This is a genomic window from Achromobacter marplatensis (assembly GCF_049060505.1).
Classification (GTDB): Bacteria; Pseudomonadota; Gammaproteobacteria; order Burkholderiales; family Burkholderiaceae_B; genus Achromobacter; species Achromobacter marplatensis_A.
Genome location: NZ_JBMGRB010000005.1, coordinates 220,962 through 240,433, shown reverse-complemented (window position 1 = coordinate 240,433; position 19,472 = coordinate 220,962). Strand labels below are relative to the sequence as shown.

Annotated in this window: 20 protein-coding genes and 1 tRNA gene; 9 read left to right on the top strand and 12 right to left on the bottom strand. The window is 65.0% G+C overall.

Going from position 1 to position 19,472, the window contains the following annotated elements:
* Positions 1-15 precede the first annotated feature (15 nt).
* Entirely contained in the window at positions 16-1,200 is a 1,185-nt protein-coding gene (gene prpF, locus ACI0FO_RS14845; protein WP_416027739.1) for a 2-methylaconitate cis-trans isomerase PrpF, read from the top strand.
* A 33-nt stretch (positions 1,201-1,233) separates the two neighbouring features.
* Here prpF and ACI0FO_RS14840 read toward each other — a convergent pair whose 3' ends face one another.
* Positions 1,234-1,470, bottom strand: coding sequence for an IclR family transcriptional regulator domain-containing protein (locus ACI0FO_RS14840; RefSeq protein ID WP_416027738.1), 237 nt, complete (start codon positions 1,468-1,470; stop codon positions 1,234-1,236).
* Here ACI0FO_RS14840 and ACI0FO_RS14835 point away from each other — a divergent pair.
* Entirely contained in the window at positions 1,463-1,669 is a 207-nt protein-coding gene (locus ACI0FO_RS14835) for a hypothetical protein (protein ID WP_416027736.1), read from the top strand. The two genes, ACI0FO_RS14840 and ACI0FO_RS14835, sit on opposite strands and share 8 nt — an antisense overlap.
* A gap of 30 nt (positions 1,670-1,699) precedes the next feature.
* On the opposite strand, the gene ACI0FO_RS14830 is transcribed toward ACI0FO_RS14835, so the two are convergent.
* Positions 1,700-3,118, bottom strand: a complete 1,419-nt coding sequence (locus ACI0FO_RS14830; RefSeq protein WP_416027734.1) for an MFS transporter — start codon at positions 3,116-3,118, stop codon at positions 1,700-1,702.
* Positions 3,119-3,276: 158 nt separating this feature from the next.
* Here ACI0FO_RS14830 and ACI0FO_RS14825 point away from each other — a divergent pair, with 158 nt between their 5' ends.
* On the top strand, positions 3,277-4,164 hold the full coding sequence (locus tag ACI0FO_RS14825) for a LysR family transcriptional regulator (protein ID WP_416027732.1): 888 nt from the start codon (positions 3,277-3,279) through the stop codon (positions 4,162-4,164).
* A 16-nt stretch (positions 4,165-4,180) separates the two neighbouring features.
* On the opposite strand, the gene ACI0FO_RS14820 is transcribed toward ACI0FO_RS14825, so the two are convergent.
* Complete coding sequence (locus tag ACI0FO_RS14820) at positions 4,181-5,728, bottom strand: argininosuccinate lyase (protein WP_416027730.1); 1,548 nt, start codon at positions 5,726-5,728, stop codon at positions 4,181-4,183.
* Between the two features lie 287 nt (positions 5,729-6,015).
* Here ACI0FO_RS14820 and ACI0FO_RS14815 point away from each other — a divergent pair, with 287 nt between their 5' ends.
* Positions 6,016-7,224 (top strand): benzoate/H(+) symporter BenE family transporter, encoded by a 1,209-nt coding sequence (locus tag ACI0FO_RS14815; protein WP_416027728.1) that lies wholly within the window; start codon positions 6,016-6,018, stop codon positions 7,222-7,224.
* 12 nt (positions 7,225-7,236) lie between these two features.
* Here ACI0FO_RS14815 and ACI0FO_RS14810 read toward each other — a convergent pair whose 3' ends face one another.
* From ACI0FO_RS14810 to ACI0FO_RS14795, 4 genes are all read right to left on the bottom strand, one after another.
* On the bottom strand, positions 7,237-8,736 hold the full coding sequence (locus ACI0FO_RS14810; RefSeq protein ID WP_416027726.1) for a PLP-dependent aminotransferase family protein: 1,500 nt from the start codon (positions 8,734-8,736) through the stop codon (positions 7,237-7,239).
* Positions 8,737-8,813: 77 nt separating this feature from the next.
* Positions 8,814-9,590, bottom strand: a complete 777-nt coding sequence (locus ACI0FO_RS14805; protein ID WP_416027724.1) for an SDR family oxidoreductase — start codon at positions 9,588-9,590, stop codon at positions 8,814-8,816.
* Between the two features lie 32 nt (positions 9,591-9,622).
* Entirely contained in the window at positions 9,623-10,537 is a 915-nt protein-coding gene (locus ACI0FO_RS14800; RefSeq protein ID WP_416027722.1) for a 3-keto-5-aminohexanoate cleavage protein, read from the bottom strand.
* A gap of 10 nt (positions 10,538-10,547) precedes the next feature.
* The gene (locus ACI0FO_RS14795; protein WP_416028101.1) at positions 10,548-11,759 is read right to left on the bottom strand and encodes an ABC transporter substrate-binding protein; all 1,212 of its coding nucleotides are present in this window, start codon (positions 11,757-11,759) and stop codon (positions 10,548-10,550) included.
* Positions 11,760-11,985: 226 nt separating this feature from the next.
* Between ACI0FO_RS14795 and ACI0FO_RS14790 the strand changes: the two genes are divergently transcribed.
* Positions 11,986-12,660 carry a Crp/Fnr family transcriptional regulator gene (locus ACI0FO_RS14790; RefSeq protein ID WP_105557078.1) on the top strand — a complete coding sequence of 225 codons (675 nt, stop codon included), beginning with the start codon at positions 11,986-11,988 and terminating at the stop codon, positions 12,658-12,660.
* A gap of 15 nt (positions 12,661-12,675) precedes the next feature.
* Here ACI0FO_RS14790 and panB read toward each other — a convergent pair whose 3' ends face one another.
* From panB to ACI0FO_RS14765, 5 genes are all read right to left on the bottom strand, one after another.
* Positions 12,676-13,551: a 3-methyl-2-oxobutanoate hydroxymethyltransferase gene (gene panB / locus ACI0FO_RS14785; protein WP_416027720.1), complete on the bottom strand. Its 876-nt coding sequence runs from the start codon at positions 13,549-13,551 to the stop codon at positions 12,676-12,678.
* Positions 13,552-13,557: 6 nt separating this feature from the next.
* Positions 13,558-14,613 (bottom strand): RNA methyltransferase, encoded by a 1,056-nt coding sequence (locus ACI0FO_RS14780; RefSeq protein WP_416027718.1) that lies wholly within the window; start codon positions 14,611-14,613, stop codon positions 13,558-13,560.
* Positions 14,614-14,656: 43 nt separating this feature from the next.
* Entirely contained in the window at positions 14,657-15,883 is a 1,227-nt protein-coding gene (locus ACI0FO_RS14775) for a type II toxin-antitoxin system HipA family toxin (RefSeq protein ID WP_416027716.1), read from the bottom strand.
* Positions 15,883-16,296: a helix-turn-helix domain-containing protein gene (locus ACI0FO_RS14770; RefSeq protein ID WP_416027714.1), complete on the bottom strand. Its 414-nt coding sequence runs from the start codon at positions 16,294-16,296 to the stop codon at positions 15,883-15,885. Before ACI0FO_RS14770 ends, ACI0FO_RS14775 begins: the two co-directional genes overlap by 1 nt.
* A gap of 256 nt (positions 16,297-16,552) precedes the next feature.
* Positions 16,553-16,626, bottom strand: a tRNA-Gly gene (locus tag ACI0FO_RS14765).
* Positions 16,627-16,812: 186 nt separating this feature from the next.
* On the opposite strand from ACI0FO_RS14765, the gene trmB reads away from it, so the two are divergent.
* The 4 genes from trmB (at position 16,813) to ACI0FO_RS14745 (ending at position 19,459) form a co-directional block, all read left to right on the top strand.
* Entirely contained in the window at positions 16,813-17,649 is an 837-nt protein-coding gene (gene trmB / locus ACI0FO_RS14760) for a tRNA (guanosine(46)-N7)-methyltransferase TrmB (protein WP_416027712.1), read from the top strand.
* On the top strand, positions 17,649-18,590 hold the full coding sequence (pip, locus tag ACI0FO_RS14755) for a prolyl aminopeptidase (RefSeq protein ID WP_416027710.1): 942 nt from the start codon (positions 17,649-17,651) through the stop codon (positions 18,588-18,590). Before trmB ends, pip begins: the two co-directional genes overlap by 1 nt.
* 11 nt (positions 18,591-18,601) lie before the next feature.
* Positions 18,602-18,802 (top strand): sulfur carrier protein ThiS, encoded by a 201-nt coding sequence (thiS, locus tag ACI0FO_RS14750; RefSeq protein WP_006222389.1) that lies wholly within the window; start codon positions 18,602-18,604, stop codon positions 18,800-18,802.
* Positions 18,803-19,138: 336 nt separating this feature from the next.
* The gene (locus tag ACI0FO_RS14745) at positions 19,139-19,459 is read left to right on the top strand and encodes a hypothetical protein (RefSeq protein WP_105557082.1); all 321 of its coding nucleotides are present in this window, start codon (positions 19,139-19,141) and stop codon (positions 19,457-19,459) included.
* Positions 19,460-19,472: the final 13 nt, after the last annotated feature.

Genomic DNA, 19,472 nt, shown 5'->3' with positions numbered 1-19,472 from the left:
CATCAGGACGACCCCATGGCCCATGCACCCCAAACCAAGATCGCCGCCACCTACATGCGCGGCGGCACCAGCAAAGGCGTGTTCTTCAAGCTGGACGACCTGCCCGAATCCGCGCGCGCACCCGGCGCCGCGCGCGACGCACTGCTGATGCGCGTGATCGGCAGCCCGGACCCTTACGGCAAGCAGATCGACGGCATGGGGGCCGCCACGTCCAGCACCAGCAAGACCGTCATCGTCGGCAAGAGCACCCAGCCTGACCATGACGTGGACTATCTTTTCGGCCAGGTCTCCATCGACCAGCCCTTTGTGGACTGGAGCGGCAACTGCGGCAATCTGTCCGCCGCCGTCGGCCCCTTCGCCATCACCAACGGCCTGGTCGACCCGGCCCGCGTGCCCGCCGATGGCATCGCCGTCGTGCGCATCTGGCAAGCCAACATCAAGAAAACCATCATCGCGCACGTGCCGATGACCGGCGGCGCGGTGCAAGAGACCGGCGACTTCGAACTGGACGGCGTGACCTTCCCCGCCGCCGAACTGCGGCTGGAATTCATGGACCCCGCCGAAGAGGGCGACGGCGGCTCGATGTTCCCCACCGGCAACCTGGTCGACGATCTGGACGTGCCCGGCGTGGGCACCTTCAAGGCCACGATGATCAATTCGGGCATCCCGACAATCTTCCTGGACGCCGAAGCCCTGGGCTACACCGGAACCGAATTGCAGGACGACATCAATGGCGACGCCGCCGCGCTGGCCCGCTTCGAGACCATTCGGGCGCATGGCGCGCTGCGCATGGGCCTGATCAGCAAGGTCGAAGAAGCCGCCAGCCGCCAGCACACGCCGAAGGTCGCGTTCGTGGCGCGGCCCAAGGCCTACGTTTCGTCCAGCGGCAAGCAGATCGGCGCGGGCGACATCGACGTGCTGGTGCGCGCGCTGTCCATGGGCAAGCTGCACCACGCGATGATGGGCACGGCGTCCGTCGCCATCGGCACGGCGGCGGCCATTCCCGGCACGCTGGTGAACCTGGCCGCGGGCGGCACCGAACGCGACAGCGTCAACTTCGGCCACCCCTCCGGCACGCTGCGCGTCGGCGCCCAGGCGCAGCGGGTGAATGGCGAATGGAAGGTCACCAAAGCCATCATGAGCCGCAGCGCGCGCGTGCTGATGGAAGGCCGCATCCACGTGCCGAAAGAAGGGTTCTAAGCCGGGTTGGACCGCAGGGCCGCGCCCGCCGGATCAGCTCCGCGCGGACAGCAATTGCGACAGCGTATGCGCTTCGGCCTGCAGGTCCTTGGCTAATGCGTGGGCGCGGGCATCGTCGAGTTGTTCGGCCAGCCCCGCCGCAACCAGCGAATGCGTCATGCGGTTCTGGCTGTTCAGCACTGGCGCCGCGATCACGACGACGCCGTTGATGTAGTTGTTCCGGTCCATGCTGTAGCCGTCCCGGCGCTGGAATGGCTTGTACGTGCCCAAGGGCACTCCGCCCGCCATCGTGCAGCGGCTGAACGCCGAACTGGTGAAGATCCTGGCGCGTCCCGAGGTGCGGCAACGCCTGTTGGAACTGGGCCATGAACCCGGCGGCGGCACCCCCGCGGAGCTGACCGCGTTTTCGCGCAGCGAACGGCTGAAGTGGCAACCGTTGATCGTCCAGGCGGGCTTGAAGGCGGAGTAACGGGCCGCGCTGCGGGCGGATTCGCGCCGGTCAGGCCGTCGCAGCCCCGCTTTGCTTTCGCCCCACCGCGGCGATGACCCACGCCAGCAAGAGCAACGCCGCCGCCAGGCCATACGTCCAGCTCATCCCCGTCGCCAGCGCGGCGGGCGGTGCAACCCGCAAGTCGCCCGCCCCCGACGCCCAGGCGAATACCGCCCCCATCAGCGATGCGCCGGTGATGAATCCCAGATTGCGCGACAAGTTCAGCAGGCCCGAGAGCGCGCCGCGCTGCGCGGAGCCGGCTTCCGTCATCACCGCACTGCTGTTCGCGGCCTGGAAGAGGGCGTAGCCTGCCGTGATCACCACCAACGGCGCCACGTAACCGATCACGCCGAACGCCACGGGCGCCAGCGACAGACCGACTGCCCCCGCCGCCATGGCGACCAAGGCGGCGCCCATCACGCGCTGGGCGCCGTAGCGGTCCACGGCCCTGCCCGCCGGCACGCCCGCCAGCGCGGCCACGATCGGCCCGCAGGACATCGCAAGCCCCACCTGCGCCGCCTCCAACCCCAACCCGCCTGCAAGGTAGAACGGCCCAACGACCAGCGTCGTCATCATGACCGTGGAAACCAGCCCGTTCGCCGCCACGCCCGCGCTCAGCACGGGGCGGCGAAACAGCGCCAGCCCGATCAGCGGCGATGCCGAGCGGGCCTGCGACCGCACAAATGCCGCGGCCGCCGCCACGGCAAGCGCCAACAGCGCGCCGCTTATCGCATCGAAACCGCTTCCCGCGCGGGTCATCGCCAGCGCATACGCCGCGATGCTTGTGGCCAGCAGCAACGATCCCAGTGAATCGAAGCGCGCGCGGGGCGTTGCCGGCGTCCGCGGATCCGGCGGAAGGTGAAACCACGCCAGCCCGAACGCCAGCGCGCCCAACGGCAGATTGATGAGGAAGATCGACGGCCAGCCCGCCCCGGCAACCAGCATGCCGCCCAGCGCGGGCCCCAGCGCCGTGCCAATCGCCGACATCGTTCCCAGCAGGCCCATCACGCTGCCGGTCTTTTCTTTTGGCGCGGCCTCGCTGGCGAACGCCAGCGTCAATGCCATCATGATTGCCGCGCCCAACCCTTGGACGGCACGCGCGGCAATCAATCCGCCAAGCCATGGCGCGGCGCCACACAGCGCCGACCCCACCGTGAACAGCCCGATTCCCGCCAGCATCAGCCGACGACGGCCGGCCAAGTCGCCTAACCGACCCACGCTGACGATCAGCGTGGTGATCGCCAGCAGATACGCCAGCACGATCCACTGCACCGCCTGGAACGGCGCATTGAAGGCCTCTGCCAAGGCGGGCAGCGCAACATTGGCGATGCTGGTGCCCAGCGCCGGCAGCAACATCGACACCGACAGGCAAGCCAGCAGGGGCACAGAGGGACGGGACGGGGGAATGGACGGAGCTGCGGTACGCATAGGCTGGCCTGCAAGGATTTCAGGCGCCGACGCGACGCCCTGCGCACATCCTAGGCTTGCCGCGCACCTGGCGGAAGACGCAGCATTTGCACTAAATACCTGCACCAGACGCGCTATCAACATCCACCACGACGCGCCAACCGTGCTACGTTTGCGGCATGGCAACCCCCGACCTCAATCTGCTGACCACCCTTGACGTGCTGCTGGCCGAAGGCAGCGTCGCGCGCGCCGCCCGACGCTTGCGTTTAAGCCCATCCGCCATGAGCCGGGCGCTAGCCCGGTTACGTGAAACCACCGGCGACCCGCTGCTGGTACGTGCCGGCCGAGGCCTGGTGCCCACGCCTCGCGCGCTGGAATTGCGCGATCGCGTCCGCGTGCTGGTGCAAGACGTGGAAGCGGTGCTGCGCCCGGCTGCGCAGCTTGATCTGATGCAATTGGCGCGCACCTTCACGCTGCGCGCCAGCGACGGGTTCGCCGAGAATTTCGGCCCGGCCCTGCTGGCCCGCGCCAGCGTCGACGCGCCTGGTGTGCGGCTGCGCTTCGTGCAGAAGACCGACAAGGACAGCGCGCCGCTGCGCGAAGGCGCCGTGGATCTGGAAACGGGCATCGTCGGCGACACAGCCAGCCCCGAACTGCGCACGCGGGCACTGTTCCAGGACCGCTTCGTGGGCGTCATGCGTGCCGGGCACCCGCTCAGCCAAGGCAAGGTCACGCTTGCCCGTTATGCGTCCGCGCGACACATCCTTGTATCCCGCCGCAACCTGCAAAAAGGGCCGGTGGACGACGCACTGGCCTCGCACGGCCGCGAACGCGCAATCACCGCCATCGCCGGGGGATTTTCGACGGCGCTGGCGCTGGCGCGCGGGTCCGACCTGATCGCTACCGTGCCCGAGCGGCATACCGGCAGCCTGCGGGCAGGCATGCATACCTTCCCGCTACCCTTCGCGATGCCGGCGTTCACGGTGTCGATGCTGTGGCATCCGCGCATGGACGGCGATGCCGCCCATCGGTGGCTGCGCGGGTGCGTGCTGGACGCCGTCGGCTGACCGCGCCCGCACACGCTTACTTATCTTTCGGAGCGCTAGCCGCCAAGGCGTCGAACTGCTTGTCCAGCGCGGCCAGCGACTTGTCGATGTGATCGCGGCGTTCCTTGATCCACTTTCCCTGCGACGCCAATTGCTCACGCGCGCTCTTCAGCATGCGGTCCATTTCCGCAGGCTGGGGGCCGCCGCTGGTGGCGCGGTTCTTCACGATGGCCACCGGGTCCAGCGTCGAACGGAATTCGGCTTCGCTCATCGGCAGCTCGTTGCCGTACTTCGAGTCTTTCATGGCGTCGGCATAGATGCGCCGGGCCTGCTCATACGGGAAATCCAGCGGCTTGATATTGTTGGCCTTGGCGTAGGTCACGACCTCAGACGCAAAGTGGTGACCGTCGCGGAACGGCAGCTTGTACTTGCGCATCAGCACGTCGGCCAATTCCTGCGAGGCGGTCCAGTCGCTGTTCAGTTCTTCAAGCGCGCGCTCGGGGCTGATGACCATGGCCTTCAGCACACGGTCCCAACGCTTCAGCGCCGAGATGCCGCTATCGACCATCGCCGAGTTCTGCTTCACGTCCTTCGGATCGCTCATGCCCGGCGTGATGTTGTGCGTCTGGATTACGGGCCCCATCGCCAGCGTCACGGCGGTCGACGCGTCGCTGCGGGTGTCGTTCAACAGGCCGGGGTTGCGCTTTTGCGGCATGGCGCTGGACACGTAGGTATTGCCGCCCCCCTCTTCCAGCAGGATCCAGGGGCGCGACTGCGCGTACTGCGTCATGACGTCTTCGACGAAGTTGCCGGTGCGCAGCGCGATGCTGGTCACGATCGACGCCACCTCCACGGGCTGGTCCATGGACGAGATCTGAGAGGCGTCGTAGGCATTGTCGACCAGGGCCTCGAAGCCCAGATATTGCGCCATGCGCTTGCGGTCCAGCGGCCAACTGGTGCCGTTCAGCACCGTCGTGCCCATGGGTGAACGGTCGATGCGGACATAGGCTTCGCGGATGCGCTGCGCGTCGCGCGCCAGGCCGGCGGCCTGGCCCAGCAGATAGTGGCCGTAGCTGTTGGGCTGCGCGGCGACACCATTGGTGTAGTTCGGCACGATCGTGCCGGCGTGCTTGGCGGCCAGTTCGACCAGCGTGGTGGACGTCTTGTTCAACTGGTCGGCCAGGTCCAGCAGTTTGTCGCGCAGGATGGCGCTGCGGTAGGTCGCGTGCATGTCCTGGCTGGACCGGCCCGCGTGCAGCAACGTCACATCTTCGCCCGCCGCCTTGATCAGCAACGGTTCAAAGGTGATAACGCTGGCGGGACGCTTGGCGCCCGGCTGATTGCCGTCGCTGATCACCTTGGCGACCCCGACCGCCAGACGCGGCGCGATGGACTTGTCCAGCAGGCCTTCATCGGTGTTGATGACGGCGGTGGCTTTGTTGATTTCCCCCAGCCAGAAGAAAGGGTCCCGGGGCACGGCAGTGGCGGCGGCCGGCGCGGCAGCGGGCGCTTGCTGGGCCAACGCGGCGTGCGCGCCCAGTGACAAGACCAGGGCGGCGCCCAGGGTGGGAAGAAACTGTCTCATGGCGTTCTCGTTATGGGGATCGTTATCCGGCGTCGATACCGGGGACGGTCCAGTAGTTTATGGAAAAGCCCCCGGGCCGAACACCCGGTTTTTCACGAATAACCGACGGACGCGTCACCCCCGACGGGGCCTATACCAGGCCCCCGGGCAACCCCGATACGATCGCCGCGCCCCGGAGTGGTCTGCCAATAAACCCTAAAGCGGCCTGAATATACAGTCCACATCACTCTTACACTTTGCGCCTTCCCCCGAGCGCGCCTGGGGCCCTATGCAATGTGGAGTGATTCATGACGACACCGCCGGCTCGCCTTCGACCCGCCGACTTTTTTTCCCCGACCGTGGCCGCCCTGATCTCGGTGCTGGTCAATTACGGCGGGACCTTCGTGCTGGTGTTCCAGGCCGCCGAGCTGGCCCGGCTGACGCCCGCCCAGACGGCATCGTGGGTCTGGGCCGTTTCCATCGGGGTTGGCGTCACCGGCGCCCTGCTCAGCTTCCGATACAAGGCGCCGATCATCACGGCGTGGTCGACGCCCGGCGTGGCCTTCCTGGCCACCGTCATGCCGTTCACGCCTTATGGCGAGGTCATCGGCGCCTATGTCGTGTCCGCCCTGGGCTTTGTCGTGCTGGGCCTGTCCGGCGCGTTTGAAAAGCTGGTGCGCAAGATTCCTGGCGGCATCGCGGCCGGGCTGCTGGCTGGCATCCTGCTGCAATTCGGAGTCAGTGCTTTCGGCGGCGCCAGCGTCGACCCGGCGTTGGTGATCGTGCTGGTGGTCTCGTATGCGTTGCTTAAGCGCTATACGTCGCGTTTCGCCGTCGTCGGCATTCTGCTCATCGGCGTCGCCATGTTGATCGCGCAGGACCGCATCGACTTCGCGGCCGTGCATCTGAGCCTTGCCGCGCCCGTCTTCGAAATGCCCCGGTTTTCGCTGCAAGCGCTACTGGGCGTGGCGCTGCCGTTGTTCGTGATCACGCTGACGGGCCAGTACATGCCCGGCATGCTGGTGCTGCGCAACGACGGCTACCGAACCAGCGCCAACCCGATCCTGACCGTCACTGGCCTGGGTTCGCTGATCATGGCCCCGTTCGGCGCGCACGCCTTTAACGTGGCGGCCATCACCGCCGCGATCTGCACCGGCCCCGACGCGCACGAAGACCCGCGCAAACGCTACCTGGCGGGGCTGGCCTGCGGCGTGTTCTACATCCTGGTGGGCACCTTCGGCGTTACGCTGGCGACCTTGTTCATGGTGTTGCCCAAGGCCTTCATCACGACGTTGGCAGGGCTGGCGCTGCTGGGCGCCATCGGCGGCAGCCTGGCCAACGCCATGGCCGACGCCCGCACCCGCGAGACCGCATTGATCACCTTCCTGGCCACGGCCGCAAACGTCACGCTGCTGGGCGTGGGCGGCGCGTTCTGGGGGCTGGTCGCTGGGCTGACGGCCCACCTGTTGATGCACGGCGGCAGCCGCGCGCTGATCGGCAGCGCCGCCAAGCCCTAAGCCCGTGGGCGGCTACCGTCTTGTTAGCGCAAGCGACAGCCGGCGCATGGCGGTGTCGATCTCGTGCTCGGTCAGCGAGGAATAGCCCAGTATCCAACCCTGCTGCTTGTCCGCCCCGGCATAGAGCCGGCTAAGTCCCGGCAGCAGCAGGCCCGCGCCCGCCGCCTGCCGGATCGTCTTTTCCTCGGACCAGCCGCGCAGAAGCAAGCAGGGAATTTGCAGCCCGCCCTCTGGCCGCACGGCGGCAACAATGCCAGCCATGTGCGTGTCCAGCGCGTGCAACATGGCGTCGCGACGCGTGGCATACAGCTTGCGCATGGCGCGGATATGGGCGTTGTAGTGCCCATCTTCCATGAAGCGCGCCAGCGTCAGTTGCAGAATCTGCGGCGTATGTCCGTCCAGGATGCTGCGCGCATAGGCGAAGGCGCTGACCAGTTCGCTGGGCAGCGCCATGTACCCCATCCGCAGTCCGGGATAAAGCGTCTTGCTGAAGGTGCCGATGTAAAGCGTGCGCTGGTACTTGTCCAGACCCTGGACGCAGGCGGTCGGCAAACCGTCGTAGTGGAATTCGCTGTCGTAATCGTCTTCGATGATCCACTTGCCGTTCTCGGCCGCCCAACGGGTCAGCTCCAGCCGCCGCGCCAGCGACAGGGTGGCGCCCGTGGGGTACTGGTGCGAAGGCGTCACATACACGCAGTTGGCGCCGCTGCGGTCCGCGCGCAACAGGTCCGTGCGGATGCCCTGGGCATCGACATCAATGGGCACGATCCTGGCTTCGGCGGACTCGAACGCTTTCTTGGCGCCGAAGTAGCCCGGATTCTCCAATAAGATCGGCTTGCCGGCATCCACCAGCAACTGCGCGCACAGAAACAGGGCCTGCCGCGTGCTGCTCAGCACCAGGATCTGGTCGGGCGACACCTTGGCGCCCCGCTCCAGGTTCAGATACGACGCGATCGCCTTGCGTAGGGGCGCGGCGCCTTGGGGGTCGCCATGCAGCAACACCTGATCGCGATGGTCTTTCAGCGCCTGGCGCTGCAAGCGCTCCCAGACCTCGGTCGGAAACGTGCGGGTCTCTGGCAGCCCGGTGGCAAAAGCCTGGACCGCGCGCTGATCGCTGACGCCGCCGCTATCGAAAATCATCTTGCCCCGGCGGCTCAGGCCCGCGCCAGGTTCGGCCAGGCCGCGCCTGTCGTCGGCAAGCCGGATACGCCGCGCCGCCGCCCCGCGCAATTCGGCGCCGACGGTGTCGGAGACATAACTGCCCGACCCTTCGCGCCGGACAATGTAGCCGTCGCGGTGCAACTGCACGTAGGCGTTCTCGACCGTGTCGCGCGCCACGCCCAACGACGCCGCCATGGCGCGCGTGGCTGGCAATTTCACGCCCGGGTCCAGGGCGCCGTCCAGGATCAAGGCGCGCAGCGCCCGCTGGATGCGTTGATGCAGGTCCAAACGTTGAAGATCCGCATCTTTCATGCGGATCTTCAACGTTTCAAGTTCGAATGCCCGGGTCATGCGGTCTGGTCGCCAGAAGAATCGTTGCCGTGAAAGCAGACCATTCTATCCGGTGGCCGGGCACTTCCCTGCGCGTCTTACCCCAGGTGCTCCACGTTGCCGCACACCGAAATACTCTGCCCGCTGATCATCGCGCCGTCGTCCGAACACAGGAACGCCACCTGGTTCGCCACATCCTCGGGCTGGGTCATGCGGCGCAGCGACACTTTCTCGACCAACTGCATGCGCATCTCGTCATTGCTGACGCCGCCGGCCGCCGCGCGCGCGGCGATCACGCGCTCGACGCGGTCGCCTGCCACCACGCCCGGCAACACGGAATTCACCCGGATGCCGTCGGGGCCCAATTCCATCGCCCAGGTCTGCGTCAAGCCAGCCAAGCCGAATTTGCTAGCGCTGTACGGCGTGCGCAATGAAAACCCCAGGCGGCCTGCCACCGACGAGATATTGACGATGGATCCGCCCCCCGCCGCTCGCAGCAACGGCACCGCGCTGCGGGCGCACAGGAACGTCCCGGTCAGGTTCACTTCCAGTGTGGTCCGCCAGGCTTCCAGCGCCGTGTCCTCAAGCCGGCTCGTGGGACCGGATACGCCCGCATTGTTGATCAGCGCATCCAGCTTGCCCCACCGCCCGGCCACGTCTTCAAACATGGCCAGCACTTGGGCCTCGTCGGAGACGTCGGTCACGCTGGCGCTTAAGGCCGGGTGCGCGTCGCGGGCAGCCCGGCAGGCGTCGGCGTCCACATCGCAGATATGCACGTCGGCGCCTGCCTGCAGCAATTTGCGCGCGATGGCCAGGCCGATGCCATGCGCGCCGGCGGTAATCAGGACGCGCTTGCCTTTCAGGGATTCGATCATGTCGCTTTATCGATAAAGGGTCGGAAGCCGGATCAGAGCGCGAACGCCGGCCGCACGCCGCTTTGCAGCGGCAGGCCTAGCAGCTCACGCGCTTCAGCGGGGGTCGCGGGCTCCATGTCCATTTCACGGATGATGCGGACAATGCGTTCGGTCAGCTGGACGTTGGTGGCCAACTCCCCATGGCGGTAATACAGATTGTCTTCCAGCCCCACCCGCGCATGCCCGCCCAGCAGCAGCGCGCTGATGTTGGCCTCAAGCTGCGCCGGTCCGATGCCGCTGACGCAGAAAATGCTGTTCTTCGGCAGCAGGTCGACCATCATCTGCAGATGCCGGGGCGAAAACGGCATGGCGTTCTGGAAATTCCGGTGCACGTTCATCACCAGATTAATGAAATGCGGCGCTTCGTCCAGGCCCTCGTTAATGAGGGTCGTCGCGTCCTGCAGGATATGCGTCGGGCTGAACACTTCCCACTCGGGCTTGATGCCGCGTGCCTGCATGGCAGCCGCCATCTCGCGCGCACGGGTCAGCGGCGTGTTCATCAGGTATTCACGGTCGCCAAACGCCAGATTCAGCGTGGTTGCGTCAAGCGTGCACATCTCGGCGCCGGCGTCCATGCCCTTCAGGCGCTCTTCCCACAGGATTTCCCAGGTGCCCGGCGACGTTTCCTTCACCATGTCGCCATGCACGCCCCCGCCCGTGGAGTTGTTCAGGACAATGTCGCAACGGTCGCGGATGCGCCGGTTCATGTCGCGATAGATGTCGGCGTTGCAGGTGGCCAGATCGTCGGGCCGGCGCGCGTGCAGGGCCACCACACTGGCCCCGGCGTTGTAGCAGCGGTAGACGTCTTCGGCGATTTCCGCGGGCTGCGTCGGCAGATGCGGGTTCTGGCTTTTCAGCGCCATGCCCCCGGTCGGGGCGATGGTCACGATCACTTTGCGTTTAGACATGCGATTCTCCTTACTTCCACAGCGCGCAGCGGCTTTCCGCCTTGGTCGTGAAGGCCTCGTTGCCGTCGATGGTCTGCACCACGTTGAAGTAGTCCCAAGGCGCTTTCGATTGCGCGGGGGTCTTGACCTGCAGCAAGTACATGTCATGCACCACCCGTCCGTCGGGACGGACGACGCCGTTCTTGATGTACAGGTCGTTCAGCTTGTTTTCGCGCATATGCGCCAGCACGCGGTCGGCGTCGTCGGTGCCGGTTGCCTTGACGGCGCGCAGATACTGCAACGCAGCAGAATAGTCCGCCGCCTGCAGCGACGACGGCATGGCCTTGCGCCGCTCGAAGAACTTCTGGCCCCAGGCGCGCGTCTCGTCCGACGTGTTCCAGTACCAGCTGTCGGTCAGGTACAGCCCCCGCGCCGCGTCCAACCCCATGGCATGGATGTCATTGATGAACATGATCAGGCCAGCCAGCCGCATCGTCTTCGTGATGCCGAATTCGTTGGCGGCCTTGATGGCGTTGGTCGCGTCGGCGCCGGCGTTCGCCAAGGCCAGGATTTCCGCCTTGCTGCTTTGCGCCTGCAGCAAAAAGGACGAAAAGTCGCTGGAGGCCAGCGGATGCTTGACCGACCCCACCACCTTGCCGCCGCCCGCCTCGACCACCTTCGTGGTATCGGCCTGCAGCGCATTGCCGAAAGCGTAGTCGGCCGTCAGGAAGTACCAGGTCTTGCCGCCCGCCTTGACCACCGCGGCGCCCGTGCCGCGCGCCTGCGCAACCGTGTCATAGGCATAGTTCAGGGTATAGGGCGTGCACTGCTCGTTCGTCAGCGCCGGTGCGCCCGCGCCCACCACGATGATCGGCTTCTTTTTGTCGGCCGCCACCTTCGACATGGCAAGCGCCGTGCTGGAATTGGTGCCGCCGATCAGCATGTCCAGGCCTTTCTGGTCGAACCACTCGCGCGCCTTGGCCGACGCGATGTCCGCCTTGTTCTGGTGGTCGGCCGTCAGCAGCTCGATCTTCTTGCCATTGATCTCGCCGCCCATTTCCTCGATGGCCATCTTGATGGCCTCGGCGCCGCCAGGACCATCGGGGCCGGAATAGACGCCCGACATATCGGTGATGAATCCGATTCGCACGACGTCGTCGGACATCTGCGCATGCGCAACGCCCGCGCCGAACGTAATAGCCGCGCCGCAAGCAAGCGCGGCGCAGGACAACCTGCGTGGCATTGACAACATACCTGTCTCCTCTTATGGTTTTCGGCTCTTAGGGCCTCGACTATTCTGGGACTGGACCCTTCAGGCGGACAGTCATCAAGTTGACAATGCGCCCTAGGGTTTACCTGTGCGGGGTCATCACTGCTGAATAGGGAGCACTATGCGCGGACCGCCCACCGGTACCGGCAACGAATCGCCCGGCGCCAAACGTCGGCCGGCGCCATGCCCTGTCGACAAAATGCTGGACGTCGTTCCCTGGTACAACGGATTGCCGGAGCTTGAACGCGGCCTTGTCCGCGCGGAACTGCGCATCGTGTCGCTGCGCACGGGCGAATACTTGTTCCGCGAAGGCGCGAAGTCGCCCGGCTGGTATGGCGTGGTGGAAGGGCTGGTGAAATGGTCGTCCCGGGGATCGGACGGCCGCTCGCTGTCGCTGGCCGGCTTCAGCACCGGAAGCTGGTTTGGCGAAGCCACCATGATCCGCCGCGAACGGTTCGAATACGAAGTGGTGGCGCTACGGCCAAGCCGGGTGGTCATCTTGCCGCGCGACACCTGCGAGCGCCTGTGGAACAACAATATCGAGTTCACCAAGGCGCTGATGACGCACCTGGCCCAGCGGGTCAACTGGCTAATGGCGTCCTATACCGGCAATGTGCTGCTGGACGTCGACACCACGGTGGCGCGCGCCGTCGCGGCGCAGCTGGACGCCGAAGCGCATTCCGGCACCAACGGCCGCTTGAAGATATCGCAAGAAGAGATCGCAAGCCTGTGCGGCGTGTCACGGCAACGCTGCAATACGGCATTGGTGACACTGGCCCGGGCCGGGGTCCTCCAAACGCACTACGGCGGATTGACGGTCCTGGATCGGGACGCGCTATACCGCCATGCCAAACTCAATCGCGAGCCGTCCTGAAAAGGCGGAAAACCCTCACCATGCGTGCTTGGCGTCATCCGGGAACGACCCGTCCTTCACCGCGCGCACATAGCTTTCCATCGCGGCTTTGACGCCGTCGCTGCCTTCCATGAAGTTACGGACGAATTTGGCCATCCGGCCAAGGTTGACGCCCAGCATGTCGTGCATGACCAGCACCTGCCCGGCCGTGCCCCGGCCCGCGCCGATGCCGATGGTGGCGCAAGCCGGCAGGTCGGCAGTGATGGCCGCGGCAAGCGCGGCCGGCACCATTTCCAGCACCAGCATCGTGGCCCCGGCGGCTTCCAGCGCCGCGCTGTCCTCGCGCAGGCGCGCCGCGCCCTCGTCCGTGCGTCCTTGCACGCGAAAGCCGCCAAGCGACGACACCGTCTGAGGCGTCAGCCCCAGATGGCCGCACACCGGCACGCCGCGTTCCACCAGGAATCGCGCCGTGTCCGCCACCCATCCCCCGCCCTCAAGCTTGACCATCTGCGCGCCGGCGCTCATCAGCGCCATCGCCGAAACGATTGCCTGCTCTTTAGAGACTTGATAGCTGCCAAAGGGAAGATCCGCCACGATCAGCGCGCGACCGCCGGTGCGCCGGACGCCCTCCGCCACGCATTGGGTGTGATAAACCATGTCGTCAAGCGACACCCCGACCGTCCCGTTGCCTCCCTGGCACACCATGCCCAGCGAATCGCCCACCAGCAGCGTGTCGACGCCGGCCGCATCCGCCACGGCCGCGAACGTCGCGTCGTAGGCGGTCAGCATGGCGATTTTCTCGCCACGGGCACGCATGTCCGCAAAGGTCTGGACGCTTACCTTCTTCGGCGTGTCACCCGCGCTCAATCCGTAGGGCGGCGCGGCGGGCAGGGAATTCTGGGGCGTATTCATCGTTTTCTATGCCGCTATCGGTTTTGGCGTGCGTTGGCGACGCAGCGCCACGACCTGTTCGGCGCCAACGGCGCGGGCGCGAAGCTGGCCGCAGCCGCCGTCTACATCCTGCCCGGCGCTGTTCCGTACCTTGGCCAATAAACCGCGTTGATGGAGGTAATGGACAATCTCGCGGATGCGTTCGGGATCGGGGCGTTGATAGTCGTCGCCTTCAAGACTATTGAAAGGGATGACGTTCAACACGCAGTACTTGCCCTTTAGCAAGCGCAGGACGGCGTCGAGTTCGTCGTCGCCGTCGTTGACGCCCTTAAGCAGTGTCCACTGGTATTGGATGGGGTATCCGGTGTCGCGGGCATACCTTTCGCCTAGTTCGACAAGCGCTGCCGGCGAAATTCTCGCTGCACGCGGCAGCAGGTGTTCACGCAGTTCGTTCTTGGTCGTGTGCAGCGACAGCGCCAGCGCGGGCTTGACCCGCTGTTTCGGCAGGGCCTCGAACACACGCAGATCGCCCACGGTGGAAAACACCAGGTTCTTATGGCCGATATTGCCTTCAGTGCCTAGCAGATCAATCGCTTCGAGCACGTTTTCCAGGTTGTGCGCCGGCTCTCCCATGCCCATGAAGACGACTTTCTTCACGGTGCTCTGGCGCCGTGCCAGAACGACCTGGGCAAGGATCTCCATGCTGGTGACCTGACGGATCAGCCCGCTCTTGCCCGTCATGCAGAAACGACAGCCCACCGCACAGCCAACTTGCGTGGAAACGCAAAGGCCGTCACGCGGCAGCAGCACGCTTTCCACCATCTGCCCGTCTGAAAGTTCAACTAGCAAGCGCGAGCCGTCACTGCCGGCGTGTTCCGAGCGGACACGGGCAAGGCCATCCAGTTCCGCCGTCAAGGCGGGCAGCGCATCGCGCAGCGCCAGCGGCAGGAAGTCCTCTGCGCGCCGCCGCCGCGTGCCGGTGTCGAGCGCTTGCCCGTTCAGCCAGACGCGCACGACCCGGCCGCGATGGACGGGCCGGGCGCCAAGTGTGGCAAGGCGATGATCGAAGTCGGAATAGCGCATAGGGAACGGATTGTAAGCATCCAACCCCTCTTCAGTGCCGGAACTATTCAAATGCTGGCTCAAAATCCACTAAATCCGTTCCCCGCATGCCCAACCCCTTGGCCACCCTGCGCCAGCTGTCCAAGGCCTGAGCAACCTCCGCCCAGATGGCAGCGGCTTCATCCGCATCCAATCTGAAGTAACCCGCGCCCTCCATCAGCATATCCCGGCTGTCAATCGATCCGGAATCCTCGGTCAACCATGTTTTGCTCTCGCGACGATCGCCAGGCATCGGATTGAGGTCGAACGCCGGCGACAGACGCCACCCATGGTTGCGCGCGTCATACAAAAACCCGGTATTACGCAAGTGGTCGTCGGTATTGCAGATCAGAAAATTGAAGACCAAACGGCGCCACAACTCGTGCATGTCGGCAATCGGGTTGGCACCCTCCTGCAGCAGGGCATCCACCAGTTCCGTATACGCATGCGTCGAGCCACGGCCATCAGACTGCAGCATTGTCGCAGCCGATATATAGGGAATACGGCCGCCATCGTCGGTACGGTCGAAACGACGAATGATGGCGACTGCCGTCCCATTGATCAATTCCACACGCGCCCTTGCCACTTTGATGCCCGCCTTGGCTGCAAGATGCATGGCCAATACCTCGCCTCGAATGACGTCGCGCTGATCCGCCTGGCTAGGGAACTTACCCAAGGCCAGACGACCGTCCGTGTCTCGAACGGTCGACTTGGGCCGGGCTCCCCCCAGCGAGGTACCTAGCCCAAGCAGATATTGCAGGTCCTGGGTGCTCTCCGTGCCCTTCTCCAACGCGTGGGCCGCTTGCAAAACCTTGCTCAGCTCTACCAACGGCGGCACCTGCCAATGCGCTCCGCCAGAGCGCAAATAGACGTTGGCTTGAGGATCAAAAAGACGCAGCGCGCCGACACGGGCCTCGTCATCCACCCACATCAAGAAATCGACAAGCTCCAGCGCAGGCGTCTCACGATCTTGCTGCCGAAACTTCGCATGCGCACGCCGAATCACGCGTTCACCCCACGAGTCCGGCGCAGTGTCCTCCAGCGCGTGGAAGAATACCTGCTGAGGATATTGAGCGCCCAAGACCGGCAGCAGGTCGGGCGATAGCGTAAAGAATCTTGAATCCCGCAACCAACGCTCGTCGTAACTGAACGCGCTGCGCTTACCGCTATCCAGATGAAGCCGCCCGACGACCTGGCCGCTTGAACCCAGATGCACTTCTAGATCCTGACGTTTGGAAGACTTGATAGCCATCAAAAACCCTCCAGTTCATCGCCGTCATCAGCGGTGCGCTCTTTGGTAGTCGCGGGACGATCAGTTCGCAGTTTGCTGCCGCGAGACATCCGGACCCGTTGCGGCAACAGTTCCCGCACCAGCTCCATCCCCAGCACGTCATTCTCCATTGCCATCACATTGACCACAGCGTCAAGACGGCCGAGGACCTGCAGCGCCCGCAGGAAGGTGTGCAAGGCTGTGCCGGGATAACCGTCTTCCATGCGTCTGACGGTACTCAGTGACGTGCCGATACGCTGCGCCAGGTCTTCCTGGCTCAATCGGCGCATACGACGTGCAGTCGAGATGTCCTGCCCAAGTCGGTGCAGCGCGCGTTCAACAGGCCGCGGCAACGCCACCTGTGCGCCAGAACGTCTTTGCTCGGAAGATGGCATGCTGACACCCGTTCAGATATGCATTAAAGCGACAATTAAGAGTTCATATTTGAACACATTGGCGAAATTATGGGCGGCCCAATATTTTTCGCATAACGCGTCATATATAGACACTTATACGCTAATTAAATTCATATTTGACGCTATACGAATAGACCGATGCCGTATCTGCGGTCGGCTGCGTACCGTGTGCGCGCTAACGCCGCTTGCGGCGGTCGAACACCATGCGCATCTTCGGGCGAATGAGAGTCTTGATTGGAGCGGGTGAAGGGAATCGAACCCTCGTATGAAGCTTGGGAAGCTGCCGTTCTACCATTGAACTACACCCGCTCGGGTGTCGTGCCGCGGCGCAGGGGCCGGAGCAGAGCCGATGATTATAGCGCGCCTTTTTTTGGATTCCAGCGGGATTTTCGGCCCCGTCGCGGATCGTTCCGTTGGCTGCGGGATAAATACGTCCCCAATTTAGTCCTTCAGGCCGACTCCGCCCCGCCGCACCTGCCACTACAATTCGGGGCTATGAATACGAACAACCCCGCGGACAAGCCCGCGACGCCCCCCGTGAACACCCCCGACTCGACCGCCGACGCCGCTGCGCCCGCTGCGACGCCCGCCGCGACGCAAGCCCCCGTTTCCCCGGAAACCCAGGCCGCGCTGGCCAGTACCGCCCACGCCCCGAACAGCCCGGGCGCCACCCACATCCGCAGCTTCGTGCATCGCCGCGGCCACATCACCCAGGGCCAGTTGGCCGCGCTGGAACGCCTGATGGGCCAATGGTCCATCCCTTACGCCCCCCGCCGCCTGGACCCCGCCGCCGCATTCGGCCGGCAGGCGCCGACCGTGCTTGAGATCGGCTTCGGCATGGGCGAAACCACGGAGAAGATCGCGCTGGCCCGCCCGGACGACAACTTCCTGGGTGTCGAGGTGTTCAACGCCGGCGTCGGCTCGCTGCTGCGCCGCATTGAAGATTCCAGCATCCCGAACCTGCGCATCATCCAGCACGACGCCGTTGAAGTCGTTCGCGACATGATCGCCCCGGATTCGCTGGCCGGCGTGCATGTGTACTTCCCCGACCCGTGGCCCAAAAAGCGCCATCACAAGCGCCGCCTGCTGCAGCCCGCCTTCGTGTCGCTGCTGGCCAGCCGCATCGCGCCCGGAGGCTACATCCATTGCGCCACCGACTGGGAAGACTACGCGGTGCAGATGCTGGAAGTGCTTAGCGGCGAACCGCTGCTGGCCAACACGGCGGACGGCTACGCGCCCCGCCCCGATTACCGCCCCTTGACCAAATTCGAGACACGCGGCCTGCGTTTGGGCCACGGCGTCTGGGACCTGATATTCAAGCGAGTCGCCTAATGCTCTATCCGCCGATCGAACCCTACCGCCACGGCATTCTGGATACCGGGGACGGCCACCAGATCTATTGGGAAATGTCGGGCAACCCGAATGGCAAGCCCGCCGTCTTCCTGCATGGCGGCCCGGGCAGCGGTTGCTCGCCCGTGCATCGCCAGTTGTTCGATCCGCAGCGCTACAACGTGCTGCTGTTCGATCAGCGCGGTTGCGGCCGGTCCAAGCCGCACGCCAGCCTGGACAACAACACGACCTGGCATCTGGTGTCCGACATCGAGCGCCTGCGCACCGAAATCATGGGCGCGGAGAAGTGGCTGGTGTTCGGCGGATCGTGGGGCTCGACCCTGGCGCTGGCTTATGCGGAAACGCATCCGTCGCACGTCAGCGAAATGGTGCTGCGCGGGATCTTCGGCCTGCGCCGCGCGGAAATCCAATGGTTCTACCAGGAAGGCGCGTCGTGGCTGTTTCCGGACCGCTGGGAAGAATACCTGGCCCCCATCCCTGAAGCCGAGCGCGGCGATCTGGTGGCGGCGTACCACAAGCGCCTGACGGGCAATGACGCCGCCGAGCAATTGCGCGCGGCCAAGGCGTGGAGCAAGTGGGAAGACAGCACCATTACGCTGCTGCCCAGCCCGCGCCATCAGCAAAGCCATGCCGCCGACCGCGCCGCGCTGGCCTTTGCCCGCATCGAAAACCACTACTTCGTGAACGCCGGCTTCATGGAAGAAGGCCAGCTGATCCGCGACGCGCACAAGCTGCGCGGCATTCCCGGCACCATCGTCCAGGGCCGCTACGACGTCTGCACGCCCGCGCGCACCGCGTGGGACTTGCACCGCGCCTGGCCGGAAGCCGATTTTCATCTGGTGCCCGACGCAGGGCACGCATTCGATGAGCCCGGCACGCTGGCGCGTCTGATCGGCGCCACCGACGCCTATGCGAAACAGTGAGGAGACCTGATATGCACATCACCCTGAACGGCGACGCGCGGGAGTTCCCGCTGGACACGACCGTCATCGAACTGCTTCAAACGCTGGGCTATGCCGGCAAGCGCGTGGCCGTGGAGCGCAATGGCGAGATCGTGCCCAAGAGCCAACACGAACAAACCACGCTGACCGACGGCGACCAGATCGAGATCGTGGTGGCGGTAGGCGGGGGCTGATTCCGCGCCGCATTTCCGGCGGAGCTGCGAAGCCCCGACGCAAACGACACGACACAACACGAAGGGCCGCTGATTCAGCGGCCCTTTGCTTAGGCGTTGTCGATCGGGCTGCGGCGCATGACACCTGGCGCCCGATGCAGTTTGCGCCTGTCGTCCGGTACCGCCTGCAAACTGACGAGCATTCTTGCGTAGTCTGCCAGTGGGCTAGCAACCTGTTACACGTTAACCCCTCGTCTGCGGGCAAGTCCGCGAGTAATAATCGTTGCTGCTGGCGTTGTTACGTTGTCGTGTTGTTGTTCTAGCGTTGCACATCGCCCCATGGGGCAAGGAGGCATCATGAACACCGCGGTCATCATCAATCTTCTCATCCAGCTTGTCGCTGGCGCAGCCGGGGGCAATGGACTGGGGAAAATGCTCCAGCAGTTCAACCTGGGCCCACTTGGAAACACCATCGCGGGGGCCATCGGCGGTCTGGCAGGCGGGTCGTGGTTGGCGCCCATGATCACGGCCGGCGCGGGAGCGGCAGCAACGGCAGGCAGTACCGGACTGGATCTTTCAACGATCGCCGGCGATGTGGTGGGCGGCGGTGTCGGTGGCGCCGTGCTGACCTTGATCGTCGGCGTCGTGCGCAAGATGCTGGTGGGCCGCGCGCCCTGAAGGCACTTCTGGT

Coding starts and splice junctions, on each gene's coding strand:
- prpF (WP_416027739.1), top strand. CDS start 16: ATGGCCCATGCACCCCAAACCAAGATCGCCGCCACCTACATGCGCGGC.
- ACI0FO_RS14830 (WP_416027734.1), bottom strand. CDS start 3,118: ATGCGTACCGCAGCTCCGTCCATTCCCCCGTCCCGTCCCTCTGTGCCC.
- ACI0FO_RS14825 (WP_416027732.1), top strand. CDS start 3,277: ATGGCAACCCCCGACCTCAATCTGCTGACCACCCTTGACGTGCTGCTG.
- ACI0FO_RS14820 (WP_416027730.1), bottom strand. CDS start 5,728: ATGAGACAGTTTCTTCCCACCCTGGGCGCCGCCCTGGTCTTGTCACTG.
- ACI0FO_RS14815 (WP_416027728.1), top strand. CDS start 6,016: ATGACGACACCGCCGGCTCGCCTTCGACCCGCCGACTTTTTTTCCCCG.
- ACI0FO_RS14810 (WP_416027726.1), bottom strand. CDS start 8,736: ATGACCCGGGCATTCGAACTTGAAACGTTGAAGATCCGCATGAAAGAT.
- ACI0FO_RS14805 (WP_416027724.1), bottom strand. CDS start 9,590: ATGATCGAATCCCTGAAAGGCAAGCGCGTCCTGATTACCGCCGGCGCG.
- ACI0FO_RS14800 (WP_416027722.1), bottom strand. CDS start 10,537: ATGTCTAAACGCAAAGTGATCGTGACCATCGCCCCGACCGGGGGCATG.
- ACI0FO_RS14795 (WP_416028101.1), bottom strand. CDS start 11,759: ATGCCACGCAGGTTGTCCTGCGCCGCGCTTGCTTGCGGCGCGGCTATT.
- ACI0FO_RS14790 (WP_105557078.1), top strand. CDS start 11,986: ATGCTGGACGTCGTTCCCTGGTACAACGGATTGCCGGAGCTTGAACGC.
- panB (WP_416027720.1), bottom strand. CDS start 13,551: ATGAATACGCCCCAGAATTCCCTGCCCGCCGCGCCGCCCTACGGATTG.
- ACI0FO_RS14780 (WP_416027718.1), bottom strand. CDS start 14,613: ATGCGCTATTCCGACTTCGATCATCGCCTTGCCACACTTGGCGCCCGG.
- ACI0FO_RS14775 (WP_416027716.1), bottom strand. CDS start 15,883: ATGGCTATCAAGTCTTCCAAACGTCAGGATCTAGAAGTGCATCTGGGT.
- ACI0FO_RS14770 (WP_416027714.1), bottom strand. CDS start 16,296: ATGCCATCTTCCGAGCAAAGACGTTCTGGCGCACAGGTGGCGTTGCCG.
- trmB (WP_416027712.1), top strand. CDS start 16,813: ATGAATACGAACAACCCCGCGGACAAGCCCGCGACGCCCCCCGTGAAC.
- pip (WP_416027710.1), top strand. CDS start 17,649: ATGCTCTATCCGCCGATCGAACCCTACCGCCACGGCATTCTGGATACC.
- thiS (WP_006222389.1), top strand. CDS start 18,602: ATGCACATCACCCTGAACGGCGACGCGCGGGAGTTCCCGCTGGACACG.
- ACI0FO_RS14745 (WP_105557082.1), top strand. CDS start 19,139: ATGAACACCGCGGTCATCATCAATCTTCTCATCCAGCTTGTCGCTGGC.